Source organism: Verrucomicrobium sp. (genome assembly GCA_028283855.1).
GTDB lineage: Bacteria > Verrucomicrobiota > Verrucomicrobiia > Methylacidiphilales > GAS474 > GAS474.
Map to the genome: position 1 here is coordinate 740,052 of JAPWJX010000003.1, position 15,976 is coordinate 756,027.

General features: G+C 68.8%; 17 protein-coding genes. 8 read left to right on the forward strand and 9 right to left on the reverse strand.

The window, feature by feature from the left end; all coding sequences use genetic code 11:
- The first annotated feature begins 29 nt into the window (after positions 1-29).
- Entirely contained in the window at positions 30-1,523 is a 1,494-nt protein-coding gene (locus tag PW734_04870; GenBank protein MDE1170535.1) for a TonB-dependent receptor, read from the forward strand.
- Position 1,524: 1 nt separating this feature from the next.
- On the opposite strand, the gene PW734_04875 is transcribed toward PW734_04870, so the two are convergent.
- Together PW734_04875 and PW734_04880 are read right to left on the reverse strand one after the other, a co-directional pair.
- A complete protein-coding gene (locus tag PW734_04875; protein ID MDE1170536.1) occupies positions 1,525-2,244 on the reverse strand; it encodes an RsmE family RNA methyltransferase in 720 nt (239 codons plus the stop codon).
- A gap of 48 nt (positions 2,245-2,292) precedes the next feature.
- Complete coding sequence (locus tag PW734_04880) at positions 2,293-2,466, reverse strand: hypothetical protein (protein MDE1170537.1); 174 nt, start codon at positions 2,464-2,466, stop codon at positions 2,293-2,295.
- Positions 2,467-2,539: 73 nt separating this feature from the next.
- Between PW734_04880 and PW734_04885 the strand changes: the two genes are divergently transcribed.
- Genes PW734_04885 through PW734_04905 form a run of 5 tightly spaced genes read left to right on the forward strand, consistent with a single transcriptional unit; the run spans position 2,540 to position 8,957 of the window.
- The gene (locus PW734_04885; GenBank protein MDE1170538.1) at positions 2,540-3,601 is read left to right on the forward strand and encodes a hypothetical protein; all 1,062 of its coding nucleotides are present in this window, start codon (positions 2,540-2,542) and stop codon (positions 3,599-3,601) included.
- A gap of 4 nt (positions 3,602-3,605) precedes the next feature.
- Positions 3,606-4,256 carry a deoxyribose-phosphate aldolase gene (gene deoC / locus PW734_04890; GenBank protein MDE1170539.1) on the forward strand — a complete coding sequence of 217 codons (651 nt, stop codon included), beginning with the start codon at positions 3,606-3,608 and terminating at the stop codon, positions 4,254-4,256.
- Positions 4,257-4,263: 7 nt separating this feature from the next.
- Positions 4,264-7,572, forward strand: a complete 3,309-nt coding sequence (locus PW734_04895; GenBank protein MDE1170540.1) for a CPBP family glutamic-type intramembrane protease — start codon at positions 4,264-4,266, stop codon at positions 7,570-7,572.
- 38 nt (positions 7,573-7,610) lie between these two features.
- Positions 7,611-8,276, forward strand: a complete 666-nt coding sequence (locus PW734_04900; protein ID MDE1170541.1) for a hypothetical protein — start codon at positions 7,611-7,613, stop codon at positions 8,274-8,276.
- 51 nt (positions 8,277-8,327) lie between these two features.
- Positions 8,328-8,957 (forward strand): DUF2959 family protein, encoded by a 630-nt coding sequence (locus PW734_04905; GenBank protein ID MDE1170542.1) that lies wholly within the window; start codon positions 8,328-8,330, stop codon positions 8,955-8,957.
- A gap of 3 nt (positions 8,958-8,960) precedes the next feature.
- On the opposite strand, the gene ribF is transcribed toward PW734_04905, so the two are convergent.
- From ribF to PW734_04920, 3 genes are read right to left on the reverse strand one after another with little or no spacing between them, the layout of a single operon-like run.
- On the reverse strand, positions 8,961-9,869 hold the full coding sequence (gene ribF, locus PW734_04910; GenBank protein MDE1170543.1) for a riboflavin biosynthesis protein RibF: 909 nt from the start codon (positions 9,867-9,869) through the stop codon (positions 8,961-8,963).
- Positions 9,870-9,887: 18 nt separating this feature from the next.
- Positions 9,888-10,598 (reverse strand): tRNA pseudouridine(55) synthase TruB, encoded by a 711-nt coding sequence (gene truB / locus PW734_04915; protein MDE1170544.1) that lies wholly within the window; start codon positions 10,596-10,598, stop codon positions 9,888-9,890.
- Positions 10,599-10,611: 13 nt separating this feature from the next.
- On the reverse strand, positions 10,612-11,586 hold the full coding sequence (locus tag PW734_04920; GenBank protein ID MDE1170545.1) for a bifunctional oligoribonuclease/PAP phosphatase NrnA: 975 nt from the start codon (positions 11,584-11,586) through the stop codon (positions 10,612-10,614).
- Positions 11,587-11,683: 97 nt separating this feature from the next.
- Between PW734_04920 and PW734_04925 the strand changes: the two genes are divergently transcribed.
- Positions 11,684-11,926 (forward strand): hypothetical protein, encoded by a 243-nt coding sequence (locus PW734_04925; GenBank protein MDE1170546.1) that lies wholly within the window; start codon positions 11,684-11,686, stop codon positions 11,924-11,926.
- 6 nt (positions 11,927-11,932) lie between these two features.
- Here PW734_04925 and PW734_04930 read toward each other — a convergent pair whose 3' ends face one another.
- The 4 genes from PW734_04930 to PW734_04945 form a co-directional block, all read right to left on the reverse strand.
- The gene (locus PW734_04930; protein MDE1170547.1) at positions 11,933-12,367 is read right to left on the reverse strand and encodes a hypothetical protein; all 435 of its coding nucleotides are present in this window, start codon (positions 12,365-12,367) and stop codon (positions 11,933-11,935) included.
- 63 nt (positions 12,368-12,430) lie between these two features.
- Positions 12,431-13,333: a class I SAM-dependent methyltransferase gene (locus PW734_04935; protein ID MDE1170548.1), complete on the reverse strand. Its 903-nt coding sequence runs from the start codon at positions 13,331-13,333 to the stop codon at positions 12,431-12,433.
- Complete coding sequence (locus tag PW734_04940) at positions 13,330-14,121, reverse strand: ATP-binding cassette domain-containing protein (protein ID MDE1170549.1); 792 nt, start codon at positions 14,119-14,121, stop codon at positions 13,330-13,332. The genes PW734_04935 and PW734_04940 overlap by 4 nt, the downstream gene beginning before the upstream one ends.
- Positions 14,118-14,969, reverse strand: a complete 852-nt coding sequence (locus PW734_04945; protein MDE1170550.1) for an ABC transporter ATP-binding protein — start codon at positions 14,967-14,969, stop codon at positions 14,118-14,120. Before PW734_04945 ends, PW734_04940 begins: the two co-directional genes overlap by 4 nt.
- 93 nt (positions 14,970-15,062) lie before the next feature.
- Between PW734_04945 and PW734_04950 the strand changes: the two genes are divergently transcribed.
- Positions 15,063-15,950 carry a hypothetical protein gene (locus tag PW734_04950; GenBank protein ID MDE1170551.1) on the forward strand — a complete coding sequence of 296 codons (888 nt, stop codon included), beginning with the start codon at positions 15,063-15,065 and terminating at the stop codon, positions 15,948-15,950.
- The last annotated feature ends 26 nt before the right edge of the window (positions 15,951-15,976 follow it).

Below are 15,976 nucleotides of genomic sequence, written 5' to 3' on the forward strand. Positions count from 1 at the left end.
CCCGTTTTTCGGGCATATTATAGGTCCCGATGCCGCGCGAAATCCTTTCGACCCACCAGAAGGCCCTCCAGATCAACCTCGACCCGAAGAAATACGGGACGTTTGCCGAGATCGGCGCGGGGCAGGAGGTGGCCCGCTGGTTTTTCCGCGTCGGCGCGGCCGCCGGCACGGTGGCCAAGAGCATGTCGGCCTACGACATGATCTTTTCCGACGCGATCTACGGGCCGTGCGAGCGCTACGTCAGCCGCCAGCGGCTGGAGCAGATGCTCCACCACGAGTTCGACCTCCTCATCGAGCGGCTCAACGAGAAGCGGGGGAACGACACCCATTTCTTCACCTTCGCCGACACGGTCCGCGCCCGCAGCTACCAGGGGAAGGACGAGTGCCACGGCTGGCTGGGCATCCGCTACCAGCTCCACACCCACAGCCGGGCCAACGAGATCATCCTCCACGTCCGCATGCTCGATAAGGAGAACCTCCTCCAGCAGGAGGCCCTGGGCATCCTGGGGGTCAACCTCCTCCACGGCGCGTTCTACAACTCTCAGGGGCCCTACACCCTCGTCGAGTCCCTGCTGGACGGCCTGACGGCGGAGCGGATCGAGATCGACATGATCCACTTCTCCGGCCCCGACTTCGCGGGCCTGGACAACCGGCTCCTCTCCCTCCACCTGGTCCGGCTGGGCCTGGCGGAGGTGGCCATGTTCAGCCCGGAGGGGGAGACTCTCCAGCCCTCCGAGGCGCTCTACAAGAAGGCGATCCTCATCGAGCGCGGCAACTTCCGCCCCATCACCCGCATCAACCTGGACATGCTGGCCCAGGCCCGCGCGCAGTTCCTCCAGGACCCCCGCAACGCCGACAAGCCGGTCCTGGAAATCGCGGAGATGACGATGAACAACCTGCTCAACCAGGGGCAGGTCGACCCGAAGGACTTCCTGGAGCGCGTCGACGTCCTGGCCGCCCTGGGAAAGACGGTGATGATTTCCAACTACGCGGAGTTCTACAAGTTGAGCGCCTTCCTCTCCCGTTACACGCGGGAGATGGTGGGCATCGTCATGGGCATCCCGCTCATGCGGGAGCTTTTCCGGGACGACTATTACGGCGACTTGGAGGGCGGGACGCTGGAGGCCTTCGGGCGTCTCTTCAAGAACGCCGTCCGCATCTACGTCTACCCCGGCGTCGACCCCAAGGGGGAGCGGATCAGCATCCGCAACATTCAGATGCCGGACGAGGTGCGGCACCTCTACCTCCACCTGATCCACCAGAGTTCCATCCAGGACGTGCAGGCGGACGACAACGCCATCGGCGACCTTCAGTTCTCCTCCCAGATCGTGGCGCAGAAGATCAAGGCGGGCGATCCGTCGTGGGAACGTTTCGTCGTGCCGAAGGTGGCGGAGCTGATCAAGCAGCACGGCTACTTCGGCTGGAACAACGGGCAGGTCGGCCAGCAGATCAGCGAGAATCTGATCGGCGCCAACGGCCTCCCCATGGCCACGGGCTTGGAGGCGAAGGTTCCCCTGAGCTGATTTACATCAGCTCGTACTTGAGCGCGCCCAGCGTGTAGAGGGCGGCCGTCTCCGAGCGGAGGACCAGGTCCCCCAGGGAGACGGGGAGAAAGCCGTGGGCGCGGGCCTCGCCGACCTCGGCGGGGGTGAAGTCCCCCTCCGGCCCGATCATGACCACCGCGCTGGCGGGCTTGGCGGGGGCCTCCCGCAGCGTCTCCTTGAGCGGGCGGGCTTCCGGCTGGAGGGAGCCGATCACCTTCAGGGGCGCGCGGGCCACCTCCGGGAAAAAGTCGCGCGGGCGGCGCGGCGGGTGGATGAGGGGGAGCCAGTTCTGGCCGCTCTGCTTGGCCGCCTCGATGACGGTCTCCCGCCATTTCTCCGCCTTCGCCTCGCCGTCGTCCTCCCCGGCCTTGAAGACGACGCGGTCGGAGAGAAGGGGGGCGATCTCGGCGACGCCCAGCTCGGTCGCCTTTTGCAGGATGAGGTCCATGGCGCGGTTCTTCGGCACGGCCTGGGCCAGGATGAGGCGGACGGCGGGGGCCGGGCTGACCGTCTCGGTCAGTTTTTCGAAGTGCCAGCGTTTGGCTTCCTCCCGGGTCAGGCGGACCTTCCATTCCCGGCCCTGGCCGTCGAAGGCGTGGACCAGGTCTCCCTGGCCGTGCCGCATGACGCGGCCGCAGTGGCGGGATTCGGCCTCGTCGAAGCGGCCGGAGAGAAGATCGGGGCAGTAGTAGCGTTCCACGGGCCCGTCTTTTTGCCAAAAGAGGGCGGGGGCGGCAAGCGGGGAAGCCTAGCGGCCCTTGTCCGCGTCGGGAGCCAGCTTCAGGATGGCGGTCCGGGTCTCGTCCGGCAGGGTCTTGAAGCCGAGGAGGAACCGGGCGAACGGGGTGTTTTCGGTGATGATCCGCTTCACGTCCGGGGTGCGGGCGCGGGAAGGGGCATGCGGGGCCGGTTTCGGGTCCATAAAAGGAGAGAAGCAGTACCCATGCCGGTTGGCTTTACTTTTTACGCGTGAAGCGTACGATCTCGGTCCTCCTATGAAAGTCTTGGTCACCGGCATGATCGCAGGGATGGACGACGCGGCCTACATCGAGAAGGTGGTCGCCCTCGGAAAGCAAAACGGCCGGGACTTCCGGGTCTTCGACGCGGTGAACGAGTTCACCCGGGGCGGGAAGAAGCCCCTGGAGCGCCTCCTGGGCACCACCGACTACGTCTTCGAGCTGACGCGCGAGCGGGAATACGAGAAGATCGGCTTCGAGATCGAGCGCCAGAAGCTCAAGGACGTCATCATCCGCGCCCCCGCCACGGTGGAGTGGAACCGGATCAACCGGAAGTTCAAGGACCAGCGGATCATCCGCGAGTTCATCAAGCCCGACGTCATCGTCACCCTCATCGAGGCGGAGTGGGTCATCAAGCAGAAGCTGGAAACCCTCGACCAGGCCGATCCCTTCCTCAAGGCGCTCAAGGACCGCAACCACACCCTCTACGAGATCCTTTCCTGGATGAACGAGGAAGTCTCCCTGGCGGAGGACTGGGCGCGCTTCATGGGCGTGCCCCACTACGTGATCGCCGTCGGCGAGCCGCCCGACTGTCTCTACAAGCTCGTCGCCCACCCGCGCCCGTGGGTGGTCTACGCCAGCTACTCGATGACCTACGCCACGCCGGAAAAGCGCGTGCAGGTCAACGAGGTGATCCGCGGCCTGCGGGACTACGCCGTCGTCATCGACCCGCAGACGGTGGAAATCGCCGGGCACGACTCCGACCCCATCGCGCGGGAGGTCATCTACGCCTACACCGTCCACCGGGACCTGCACTGGTACGTGGGGAAGGTCGACGCCGTCGTCGCCATCCACCCCTATCCGGAGCGGCCGCCCCTCTCCGCCGGCATGATGGACGAGCTGGGCCACGCCCGGGACTACATGAAGGCCCGCTACATGATCTTCCCCAAGGGCTTCTCCCCCTTCACGACCGACAGCTATATCGAGAAGGGCCACCTCTTCGAGCAGCCGGAGGAATTCTTCCGCTACCTTTCCGACGTGGAGAAGCGCCCCCGGTATACCGACAACCTTCACCTTCAGGGCGACCTGCGCCTGGCCTAACATCATGTCCACCACCGCCAACATCAACGAACTGATCGAGCACACCCTCCTCAAGCCGGAGGCGACCTCCGCCGACATCGCCAAGCTCTGCGCCGAGGCGCGGGAGCACAAGTTCCACGGCGTCTGCGTCCACTCCCACTGGATCCCCGACGCGAAGAAGAACCTCCAGGGTTCCGATGTGAAGGTCGTCACCGTCGTCGGCTTCCCCCACGGGGCCAGCTCCAGCCTCGCCAAGGCGGCGGAGACGCGCATCGCCGTCGAGGCCGGCGCGGACGAGGTCGACATGGTCATCAACCTCGGCGCGGTGAAGGAAGGCCACTGGGACTTCATCGAGCACGAGATCCACGAGCTGGTTTCCGCCGCCCAGGGCCGTCCTTTGAAGGTCATCATCGAGATCGCCGCCCTCACCCCGGAAGAGATCTCCGAGGCCTCCCGCCGCGCCGTGAAGGCCGGGGCCGCCTTCGTGAAGACCGCCACCGGCTACGGCCCCGGCGGGGCCACCCCGGAGGCCGTCGCCCGCATCCGGGAGGCCGCCGGCTGCAAGGCCGGCATCAAGGCTTCCGGCGGCGTGAAAGACCGCGCGGGCGCCGAGGCGCTCATCGCCGCGGGCGCCACCCGCCTGGGCACCTCCAACGGCGTCGCCCTCCTCAAGTAGGCCCGGCATGTATCGCCGTCCCGCGTTCTGGGTCGCCGCGGTCCTCCTTTTCCTGGGCTGCGCGCTCTACGCGGTCCGGGACTTTCCGCGCGCCTTTCCCGTCCTCACCGTCGACCTGAAGATGGACCGCGCCGCCGCCCTGCGGCAGGCCCGGGACGTCGCCGCCCGCACCCTCTGCGGCCCGCAGGGCTACCGGGAAACCGCCGTCTTCAACGGGGACGACGACGTGCAGAACTACGTCGAGCTGGAGGGGGGCGGCAAGGAAGCCTTCCGCCGCCTCATCGCGGGGAACCTCTACGCGCCCTTCCAGTGGATCGTCCGCCACTACCGCCCCGGGGAGAAGAACGAGGCGACCTTCTACTTCACGCCGGAGGGGAACCCCTACGGCTTCGAGGAAACCCTGGCCGAGTCGGCCCCCGGCGCCGCCCTTCCCGTCCCCGCCGCGCGGGCGCTGGCGGAAAGCGCCGCCGCCGGGCCGTGGGGCGTGCCTCTTTCCCTCTACAAGTTCCTGGGCGCCTCCAAGGAGGTCCGCCCCTCCGGCCGCGTCGACCACACCTTCGTCTACGAGCGGGCGGAGCGCGCCGGGGAAGCCCGCTTCCGGCTGACCCTCACCGTTTCCGGCGGGCGGCTCACCGCCCTCGTCCATTCGGTCAAGGTGCCGCAGGCCTTCGCCCGGCGCTACCAGCAGATGCGCTCGGCCAACGCCACCATCGCCACCGCGGACCAGATCGCCGTCGTCCTCCTCTACGGCCTCGGCGGCTGCCTGGGCGGCCTCTTCTACCTCCTGCGCCGCCGCGCCGCCCTCGTCCGCGGGCCGCTCCTGGCGGGCCTGGGCGTCGCCTTCCTCGTCTTCCTGGCCTCCCTCAACGAGCTGCCGCTTCAGTGGATCGGCTACGACACCGCCCTCTCCCCGCGCCTCTTCCTCTTCAAGGACGTGCTGGCCCCGCTCCTGCGCCAGTTCCTCATCGATTCGATCCTCTTCTCCCTCTCCTTCATGGCGGCGGAGGGGCTGACCCGCCGCGCCTTCCCGCAGCACCTCCAAATCGGCAGGCTGTGGAGCCGGGACGCCGCCGGATCGCCCGAGGTGCTGGGGCGGACGGTGGGCGGCTACCTCGTCGTCGCGCTGAACACCGCCTTCGTCGTCGCCTTCTACCTCTTCACCGCGCGCCGTTTCGGCTGGTGGAGCCCGTCGGAGATGCTGATCGACCCGAATCTTCCCTCCACCTACGTCCCGTGGTTCGGCCCCGTGGCCAAGGCCTTCCAGGCCGGGAGCTGGGAGGAGTCGATGTTCCGGGCCATCCCGCTGGCGGGCGCGGCGCTCATCGGGAGCCGCTTCGGCTGCCGCCGCCTGGCCATCGCGCTCGCCTTCGTCGTCCAGGTCGTCCTCTTCGGCGCGGGCCACGCCAGTTACGCCGTCCAGCCCGCTTATGGTCGCATTGTGGAATTGGTCGTCCCGGCCACCCTCTTCGGCCTGCTCTACCTGCGCTTCGGCCTTTTGCCCGCCGTCCTCTGCCACTTTGGCTATGACGCGGTGATGATGTCCCTCTCCCTCCTCGTCTCCAGGCTTCCCGGCATCTGGATCGACCGGGCGTGGCTCTTCCTTCTCGTCTTCCTGCCGCTCTGGGTCGTCCTCTGGGCGCGCTTCCGCCGCCCTCTGGCTTCCGCCGCGGCCTCCGCCTGGAACGGCGCGTGGCAGCCGCCCGCCGCCCGGAAAGACGCCGCCTCCGCCGCCGTCGCCGCCCCGGCGGCTTCCCGGCGGGCCGTCCTGGCCTGGGGTGTGGCGGGCCTCGCGGGCGTGGCCCTTTGGATCGGCTTCGGCGATTTTCAAAATCCCGTTCCCCGCCTGGTCCTCTCCCGCGCGAAGGCGGAGGAGATCGCCCGCACGGCCCTCTTCCAGCGCGGGCTCCAGCTCGACGCGACGTGGACCGTCCTTTCCGGCGTGACGAGCGCGCCGGGCCGGGACGACGCCTTCGCCTGGCGGCACGGTTCCCGCGCCGATTACCGGAGGCTCCTGGAACGCTTTCTGGAGCCGCCCGCCTGGCAGGTCCGCTTCGTCCACTTCCACGGGGATGTGGCCCAGCGGGCGGAAGAGTACTCGGTTACCGTCGTCCGCCACGGCGCGGTGCGGGAGATTTCCCACCGGCTGCCGGAAGCCCGGCCCGGCGCCAAACTGGCCGAGCCTGCCGCCCGCACCCTGGCCGCCGCCGCGCTGCGGCGGGATTGGAACGTCCCCGCCGACGCCCTGCGGGAAATCTCCATCGATCCCAAGGAGGAGCCCGCCCGGACCGACTGGGAGCTGGTCTGGGCCGATCCCGATCCGGCCCGCTACCCGCTGAAGGAAGGGGAGGGCCGCTACGCCGTCCTCCTGGCGGGGGGCGAGGTGGGCGACGTGCGCGCCTATCTCCACGTGCCGGAGGCCTGGGAGCGGGCGGAGGCCGACCGCGTCGCCCCGTTCGACGTGATCCGGCAGCTGGCCCGCAGCGTCACCTTCGCCGCCATGTTCGCGGCGTGGGCCGTCGCGCTCGTCGCCTGGGCGCGCGGGCGCTTTGCCTGGCGCGCGGCGCTGGGCTTGGCGGCGGTCGTCTTCGGCCTGCGCGCCGTGCTCCTCGTCAATAATTGGCCGGACACCGTGGCGGGCTTTTCCACCGCGCAGCCTTTCCTCAACCAGGCGCTGACCTCGGTCGGCATCGAGCTGTTCCACGCCTTCTTCGCCTCCCTTTCCATCGGCGCCCTGGCCGGATTTTTGGCCGGGCGGCGGGACGCCCGCCCGGCGGCGCGCGGCGAGCTTTGGGGCGCGGCGGCGGCGGGCTTCGCCTGGGTCGGCGTGCGCGCGCTCTGCGGCCACTGGACCTCCCTTTCGCCGGCGTGGGCCGATTCCCAGCCCCTCTCCGCCGCCCTCCCGTGGCTGGCCGCCGCGGTGGGCCGCCTGCCGGACATCCTCTACACCGCCGCCCAGTTCGGCTGGCTGGCGGTGCTGGCCGGGTTTCTGGCCCGCTCCGGCCGCCTGCCGGGCGCGGCGGCGGCGGGCGCGGCGCTTGTCTTCGGCACCCTCGTCTATTTGGCGGGCGGGCCGATCGAGACGCTCGGCAACTGGCTTCTCTCCGGCGTCGCCGCGGGGCTGGTCTTCACGGCGGCCTTCTTCACCCTCTTCGGCGGGCGGCGCGGCCACCCGGCGGGCGTGTCCCTCTGTTTCGGCGTCATCGGCGCGGCGGGCGCGCTCAAGCAGGGGCTTTTCCTGGCCCACCCGGGCGCGTGGGGCTGGTTCCTGGGCGCGGCGTTCCTGGCCGGGGCGGGCTGGCTTTGGGCGCGCCGTTAGGCGGTTTTCGGCTGAAAAATAGCCGAATTAGATAGTATATGAACCCGCATGACGCGATTAAGGAATGTGTCGAGTTCGGTAAGGACTGTGTTGAGATGGGGACCGAGCATGTCCGTGAAACCGTGGATTCCGCCAAGGAGAAGCGTTTGGGTGATTTGGCGCTCAACATGTTTCCGGTTGTGGCGCTGCTGGGAACGGGGTTGGTGATAAGCTCCGAGGCCACTTCCCTGGTGCATGTGGGCCAGGAGCGGGAGGCCGTCACGCAGCGGCTCGATGCGGCCAGCACGAACGAGATCCAAAAAGCGCTCCAATCGGGCCAATTGCGGAATTTGCAGATTTCCTACAAGGGAGGGTTGTTTGAAGGCGCCAAGACCCTGCCCGCCCAGTGCGCGGCGGCGGGCGAGAACGTCGCCTGCGAAATTCCGATGACTTCGGAGCAATTCCAGGAAAAAGGCGGCTTGAAGATTCCCGTGGGAGAAAAAGATCCGGTGAACGCCCCGTGCCTGCCTTCCGGCAACGGCGTCCTGTGCCGCGTCGAGCTGACCCCGGCCCAGTTTCAGAATGCGGTGCGCGCCTCGGTCACGCAGCAGACCGCAGGAGAGGTGGACCGAATCATGAAGCCGAAAGAGGACGCCGTGCATCAGCAGATCAACAATACGGCGAACGCGATCGCCCTCACGCAGGCCGTCACGTCCGGCCGCTGAACCGAAGGCGCGCGGCTTGTTTAAATGGCGATTGGCCCTAGCGTCGGGGCCATGAAGCTTCTGATCCGTCTGCTCTGCGCCGTTCTCCTGGCGGCGTGTCTTTCCGGCGGGGCCCATGCGGAGGAGGACAACGCGGTGCGGGACGCCTTCCGCGGATTGGAAAAGCGGTATTCCCTCCTCCAGGAGCGGCTGAATAACGCGACGGCGGCGCTGGAGAGGATCGCCAGCCTGATGCCGGGCCGTGATTTGAAGGGGCCGCTGGCCGATTACTCCCGCAACCTCGAGAAGTTCGACAGCCTGAACAAGACCCTCCCCGACAGTCTCTCCGACTTCAACGAGCGGCTGGCCGCCCGCTACGACGCGTGGCGGCAGCAGATCGGCGAGATCCGCTCCCCCGTCATCCGCGATCTGGCGACGAAGCAGCTGGCCGACCGGCAGGCGCAGTTCCAGCTGTTGAACAAGGATATTGCGGCGACGGAGGCGAAGATCGGCCCGCTCATCGGCCAGATGCGGGACGTGGAGTCCTATTTGAAGGCGGCCCTGACGCCGGCCTCGGTGGAGGCGCTGGCCGCGCCGCTGCAGGAGACGGCGGGGATGGCCAAGGAGGCGCAGCGGAGCATGGCGGCGCTCAAGGGCGTCTTTGCTCAATCGCGCGGGGCTCTTTCCACCACGCCGGAGTAGGGCCTAGATCGCTTCCTCGTCCGCCCGAGCGATGTCCTCGAGGATCTGGGCCTTGAGCTCCTCGACGTTGGCGAATTTCTTTTCCCCCCGCAGGCGGCGGAAGGTGCCGACGGCGATGGGGGAGCCTTCGAGCTCCCCGGCGTAGCCCAGGAGGTGGACTTCCAGGACGGGCTTGCCGTCCTTTTCGAAGGTGGGGCGGGAGCCGTAGTTGGCGACGGCGCGGAAGACGCCGTCCGGCACGGCGGCGCGGCAGGCGTAGACGCCGGGCGGCGGGAGCATCTGGGTGATGCCGCCGACGTTGGCGGTGGGGAAGCCGATGCCGGTGCCCCGGCCCGCGCCGGAAACGACGTGCCCGTCCAGGGCGTATTCCCGGCCCAGGAGGGCGGCGGCCAGGGGGAAGTCGTGCGCGGCGATGGCTTCCCGGATGCGGGTGCTGCGGACGGGGCCGCCCGCCTTTTCCAGGACGGGCATCGTCTCCACGATGAAGCCGTGGCGGCCGCCGTATTCGGCCATCATGGCGGCGTTGCCCGCGCGGTCGTGGCCGAAGCGCCAGTCCGGGCCGACGGCGACGCGCTTGAGGTTCGGGAAGAGGCGGTGGAGGGCGGTGAGGAACTCCTCGGCGGAGAGGGCGCGCAGGGCCTCGTCGAAGTGGAGGGTGACGACGTCTCCCGCGCCCGCCACCTGCAGGAGGTAGGAGCGCTGCGCGGCGGTGGAGAGGCGGGGCGGCGCCTTGTCCGGGTGGACGAGGGCGGCGGGATGGGGCTCGAAGGTGAGCGCCACCGTGGCGCGGCCTTCCTGCCGGGCCAGCTCGCGGACCAGGGCCTGGTGGCCCAGGTGGACGCCGTCGAAGACGCCGATCGCCAGGCCCAGCACTTTCGGGCGGGGTTCCAGGGCGAAGAACGACTCGGGCATGGCGTGATTCCCGTCGTTTTATTGGCGGCGCAGGCGGGAGACCTCCGCCAGGGAGAGGACCTTGGGGGCCAGCGCGGGGCCGGACTCTTCCTCGAATTCCTTCCAGCTCACGGCGTCCTTCAGGGCGAAGTTGCCGGAGCGCAGGCGGATCAGCTCCGTCAGGTGGGCGCCGCAGCCCAGGTCGGCGCCGATGTCGTGGCAGTAGGTGCGGACGTAGAAGCCCTTGCTGCACCCGATTTCAAAGTCGATGAAGGGCAGCTCCACCGTCTTGATCTGGTGCCGGTAGACGTGGACCAGCCGGGGTTCCCGCTCCACGGTCTTGCCCGCGCGGGCCAGCTTGTAGAGGGGGACGCCGTCCTTCTTCACGGCGGAGACCATGGGGGGGATCTGGTAGAAGTCCCCGGAGAACTTGGCGAAGGCCGCCTCGATGTCGGCCGGGGTCAGGGCGGGGACCGGCGCGGTGGCGGTGACGACGCCCTGGGCGTCCTGGGAGTCGGTCGCCTCCCCCAGCTTCATGCGGCCGGCGTAGACTTTGTCCTCCGCCATGAGGAGGTCCTGGATCTTCGTCGCCCGGCCCAGGACGACCATGAGGAGGCCGGTGGCGGCGGGGTCGAGCGTGCCGCAGTGGCCGACCTTCTTCATGTCGAATTTGCGCCGCACGCGGTCGACGATGTCGTGGGAGGTGGGGCCTTTGGGTTTGTCGAGAAGGAGTACGCCGTCGAGTTCCATGAAGTCGTTTTTTCTAGTCTTGGGGTAAAGCGTTGCCGATGGCCTGCAGGAGGGCCGCCTCCAGCTCCGCCAGGGGCTTGGAGGAGCGGAAGCCCGCCGCCAGCCGGTGGCCTCCGCCGCCGAATTGGGCGGCGATGGCGTTCACGTCGACCCGCGCGCGGGAGCGGAGGCTGGCGCGGATTTTTCCGCCCTCCACCTGTTCCAGCATGAAGGCCACTTCCACGGTGCGGACGGAGCGGAGGGGGTCCAGGAAGTTTTCCACCTCCTCCGGCTTGGCGCCGGTGCGGGCGTAGAGGTCGGGCGTCAGGTGGTAGTAGGCCACGCGGTCGCCGAAGGCGAACCGGGTGCCGTTCATTGCCTCCCGCAGGAGGCGGAAGGCCGCGGGGGAGACGGTCTGGAAGCATTGCTGGGCGGCCAGGGAGGGATCGGCCCCGCGCCGGACCAGCTGGGCGGCCACCTCGAAGGTGCGGACGGTGGTCTGCCGGTAGCGGAAGGAGCCGGTGTCGGTCATGATTCCGGCGTAGAGGTTGGCGGCGGCTTCCGGGGGGCAGGGGAGGCCGAGTTTCTCGATCACCTCGAAAAGGGTCTGGGAGGCGGCGGGGCTGGTGTCGTCCACCAGGTTGATCCGGGCGTAGCCGGGGTTGCTGGCGTGGTGGTCCAGGTTCAGGTCGGGCTTCCGGTTCCAGGAGAGGAAGGTTTCCCCGGTCCGTTCCAGGGTGGAGGTGTCGACGCAGATGACGCCGGTTTCCGGGCCGACGGGCTCCGCCGGGGTCTTTTCCACCCGCTCCGAGCCGGGTAGGAAGCGGAGCGTCTCCGGCAGGCTGTCCTGGTTGAAGACGCGGACGCGCTTCCCTTTGGCCTCCAGGGAGAGGGCGAAGGCCAGGGCGGTGCCGCAGGCGTCGGCGTCCGGCCGGATATGGGAGAGGACGCAAAAGGACTCATGCGCCTGGAGGAAGGCGTCGATCTCGCGCAGCAAAGTCGGGTCCATCGCGGGGAAGGGGAAGAGGTTGCGCTTCCCGGGGGGTGGAATCAAGGCCGCAAAAAGAGGCTTGGGGAAAGCGGGGCCGGGCCGCTACCGTCGCGCCATGGCTGAAACGCCTCCGCCCTCTTCCCCCGCGCCGGGGCATTCCCCGGTGACGCCCCCGCCGCCGGTGCCGGTCTACCAGGTCCGGCCGGGCCGGAAACGGCTGCGCCGCACGGCGGAGCTGGTCGGGCTCTGCGCGGTGGCGGCGCTCTGCGCCTTCTGGGCGGCCCGGGTCATCACCGGGCACCGGACGGTCGTTGTGGACAGGCCCTCGGCCTGGTTCGAGGCGCTAAAGAAGCGCTAGGCCGCTTTAGCGGCCCGCTTCCCGGTTCGTGGAGGCGCGGGCCTCGTCGAGGTCGGCGGTGACGCCGCGGCGCAGTTCACGGCCCGCTTCCTTGAGATCGCGGACGACGTGGGAGACGACTTCGGGAATATGGGCCACGGCCTTCGTGGCGGCGGTGCCGACGATTCCGGCGGTGGCCGCGGCCAGGACGCCCGCGCCGATCAGCATGCCGTCAAAGGAGAGAACGGCGCCCCGCGTCAGAAAATCGGTCACCGCCGGGTGCTGGGCGGCGTTGCGTTCCGCGCCCTCGACCAGGCCGCGCGCCACTCCCCCCAGGATCAGGGAGCTGGGGACGGCACAGAGCCAGGTCTGGACGGCCTTGTCGAAAACGGCGTCGGTCACGCGGTCGAATTTGGCGAGAAACGTTTCCCCTTTAAGCTGTGCGTCGTTGGTGTGTCCCATGGTGTCCCTTTAGGTTGTGTTGAGAGTAATTCGGCTATTTCCGCCGCTCGGCCCCCCAAAAAGCTAGTCCGCCCGGACCCAGAGAGTCCGCGCCCCCTCGCCCGGGGGCAGGTCTTCCTGGGCGGGGACGGGGAGCGGCTTCACCTTCCGGCCCGCCTGGCGGGCGGCGGTTTCGGCCCAGTCGGCCAGGTCGTTCCGGGTCAGGGTGGAGAGATTCGTCGAGAGGAGGAGGTGGCCGCCCGTTTCCAATAGGCCCAGGGCCTGCGCGGCCATTTCCGGCAGCTCGTCCTGGACGCGGAAGACCTTTCCCTCCGGCGTCCGGGCGAAGCTGGGCGGGTCGAGGATGACGGCGGCGAAGCGGCTGTTCCGCCGCTCCTGGCGGTGGAGGCTTTCCCGCACGTCGTCCGGCCAGAAGCGGTGGGCCTGCGGGTCGAGGCCGTTGAGGGCGAAGTTCTCCTTCCCCCAGGCCAGGGCCTTCGGCGCCACGTCGACGCTGACCGTCTCCGCGCCGCCCGCCGCCGCGGCGACGGAAAAGGCGCAGGTGTAGGCGAAGCCGTTGAAGACCGTCGCCGCGCCCAGCTCCCGCAGGAAGCGGCGGTTCTCCCGCTGGTCCAGGAAGAGGCCGCAGGAGTAGCCCGCGCCGAAGTCGATCCGGTAGGAGAGCCCGTTTTCCAGGGCCACGGTCCGGCGGTCGGCGGCGGGATCGCCCTCCAGGAGGGCGTAGGGTTCCGGGCCCGGCTTGGCCTGCAGGATCTTTCGGAAAACGCGCGCGGCGGCGAAGCCCTCCCGCCCGGCCCAGGCGCGGTAGGCTTCCAGGAGGGCGGGCGCGTCGGCCTCCCGCTCCACGGAGAGGAGGACGTCGCCGCCGAAGCGCTCGACGGTGCCGCCGGGCGCGGTGTGGATCCGGTAGAGGGTGGTCCCCTCCGCTTCGAGCCGCGCGCGGAGGGAGGGGGAAATCCAACTCAAAGGGTGGGAACCGCCGCTAATAGGCGTCGGGTGTATTCGTGCTGCGGGTTGCGGTAGAGCTCCTCCGCCGGGGCGGCCTCCACGATCTTTCCCCGGTGCATGACCAGCATGGTGTCGGAGAGGTGCTCGACGACGGCCAGGTCGTGCGCGATGAAGAGGTAGGCCAGGCCGAGCTTTTCCTGCAGGTCCTGGAGGAGGTTGATGATCTGGGCCTGGACGGAGACGTCCAGGGCGCTGACCGGCTCGTCGCAGACGATGAGGTCGGGCTCCACCGCCAGGGCGCGGGCGATGCCGATGCGCTGGCGCTGGCCGCCGGAGAACTGGTGCGGGTAGCGGGCCAGGTGCTCCGCCTTGAGGCCGACGCTTTCCAAAAGCTGCGCCACGCGGTCCCGCCGCTGGCCGGGGGTCATGGCGGGGAAGTGGATCTCCAGCGCCTCGCCGACGATCTGCTCCACGCGCATGCGGGGGTTGAGGGAGTGAAAGGGGTCCTGGAAGATCATCTGGATCTTCTTCCGGTAGGGCAGGAAGCGGCGGGCGGAGAGGCCGTCGATCCGCGCCCCCTCGTAAAGGACTTCGCCGGAGGTGACCGGGGCCAGGCCGACGATGGCGCGGCCGATCGTCGTCTTGCCGCTGCCGCTCTCCCCGACGAGGCCGACGGTCTTCCCTTTCTCCACGGTGAAGGAGACGCCGTCGACGGCGCGGACCGGCTCCCCCTGCTTGGAGAACCAGCCGCCGCGCGCGGGGTAGTGGACCCGCAGGTCCTTGACTTCCAGGAGGGGGGCGCTCATGCGGAAAGCTGGGCGTAGTCGATGGTGGTGAGCCGCTCCCGCTGCTGGCCCAGGCGCGGCACGCAGGCGATGAGGGCCTTCGTGTAGGGGTGCTGCGGGTTTTCCAGGACCTGCCGGGCCTCCCCGCGCTCCACGATCTTGCCGCGGAACATGACCAGCACCTCGTCCGCGAAGTCCTTGATGATGCCGAAATTGTGGGTGATGAGGACGACGGCCATCTGCCGCTTGGCCTTGATCTCCTTCAGGAGGGAGAGGATCTGCGCCTGGATGGTGACGTCCAGGGCGGTCGTCGGCTCGTCGGCGATGAGGATCTGGGGCTGGCAGGCCAGCGCCATGGCGATCATGACCCGCTGCTGCATGCCGCCGGAAAGCTCGTGCGGGTAGGCGCGGGCGCGGGCGGCGGGATCGACGATGCCGACGTCGGCCAGCGCCTGGACGACCTCCGCGCGGACCTGCGCGCGGGAGAGGCCGGGCCGGTGGAGGCGGATCGCCTCCGCGATCTGCGCGCCGACGGGGTAGACCGGGTTCAGGGAGGTGGAGGGCTCCTGGAAGATGTAGGCGATCTGCTTGCCCCGCAGGCGGCGCAGCTCTTCCGGGGAGGCGTGGAGGACGCTGCGCCCCTCGAAGAGGATCGACCCGCCCCGGTAGACGGCGGGCGGGGTGGGGAGGAGCCGGGTCATGGCCAGGGCGGTGACGCTCTTGCCGCTGCCGCTTTCGCCGACGATGGCGACGGTCCGCCCGTCGGCGATGGAGAAGGAAACCCCGTCGACCGCGCGGGTCTCCCGCCCGTCGGAGACGAAATCGATGGTCAGGTTTTCGACCTTGAGCAGGGTGTGGAAGTCGCTCATCCGGTGGAGGTCACGATGCCATCGACGGCGGTTGACTTACAACCAAATCTCCCCGATACCACGGCATATTTTATGCTTTTACCTGTGAAAGAGATGAAGCTGCTTTGGATCGCCGCGGCGCTTTTGGTCTTCCCCCTTGCGGGCGCTTGGGCCATGCAGGCGTCTTCGGACACGATTGTGACGGCGAATTCCGGCGACGGAGGGGGCGGCGGCGATAGCGGGGGCGGCGGTGGAGGAGGAGGGAGCACGACGACCACGACCACAAGCTCCGGCAGCCACTCCTACGCCATCCACGGCTATTCCCTGGGGGGCTACACCAATGCCATCAACGTCTACTGTTGCCGGATGGGCGGCACGGCCGTGGGGCCGACCGGCGTTTCCTACGGGAACGCGGGGGTCTGGGGCGTCGTCAATCTGGACGAGCTTTCCTACAACTCCGTCACCAACGCCTCCGCCAATGGCGGCGTGGCGATCGTCGGCCAGGCGGTCTACGGCCAGGGCGGCTACCAATACGTCTACGGAGGCGGCGCGTACGGCGTCGCCACGCCCAACGGGCTGGTCGTCCACATGAACAACGGACAGTCCGGCTACCTCGACCTGCGCCAGCTCACCCAGAACGTCGCCACGGCCCTGTCCTCCAGCAACACGAACGCCGTGGCGGGCCGTTCCACGGCGGGCGCCCAGGTGCAGGATTACAGCTACGGCTATCCGGCCTGCCCCCGCTACCGGGGAGACTGGCTCTGCACCCCCAGCGGGAACCTGGTCTTCGGCTTCATCAACAGCAACAGCCAGAAGGAAACCGGCGGGACCGATCCCGGCCAGAACGACTGGTCCTACGCCTGGGTCAATTGGAACGAGCTGAGCTGGAACAAAGCCGCCATGGGCCAGCCGCCCACCGGGTCCCTGACCGTCAATACCCAGGGGAGCGGGGCGGGCGGCGTCAGCCTGAATTGGTCGGTCAAGGCGTCCGAGTCGGAATAGGGCGCGTCCGGGCCGGATTCCCTCGC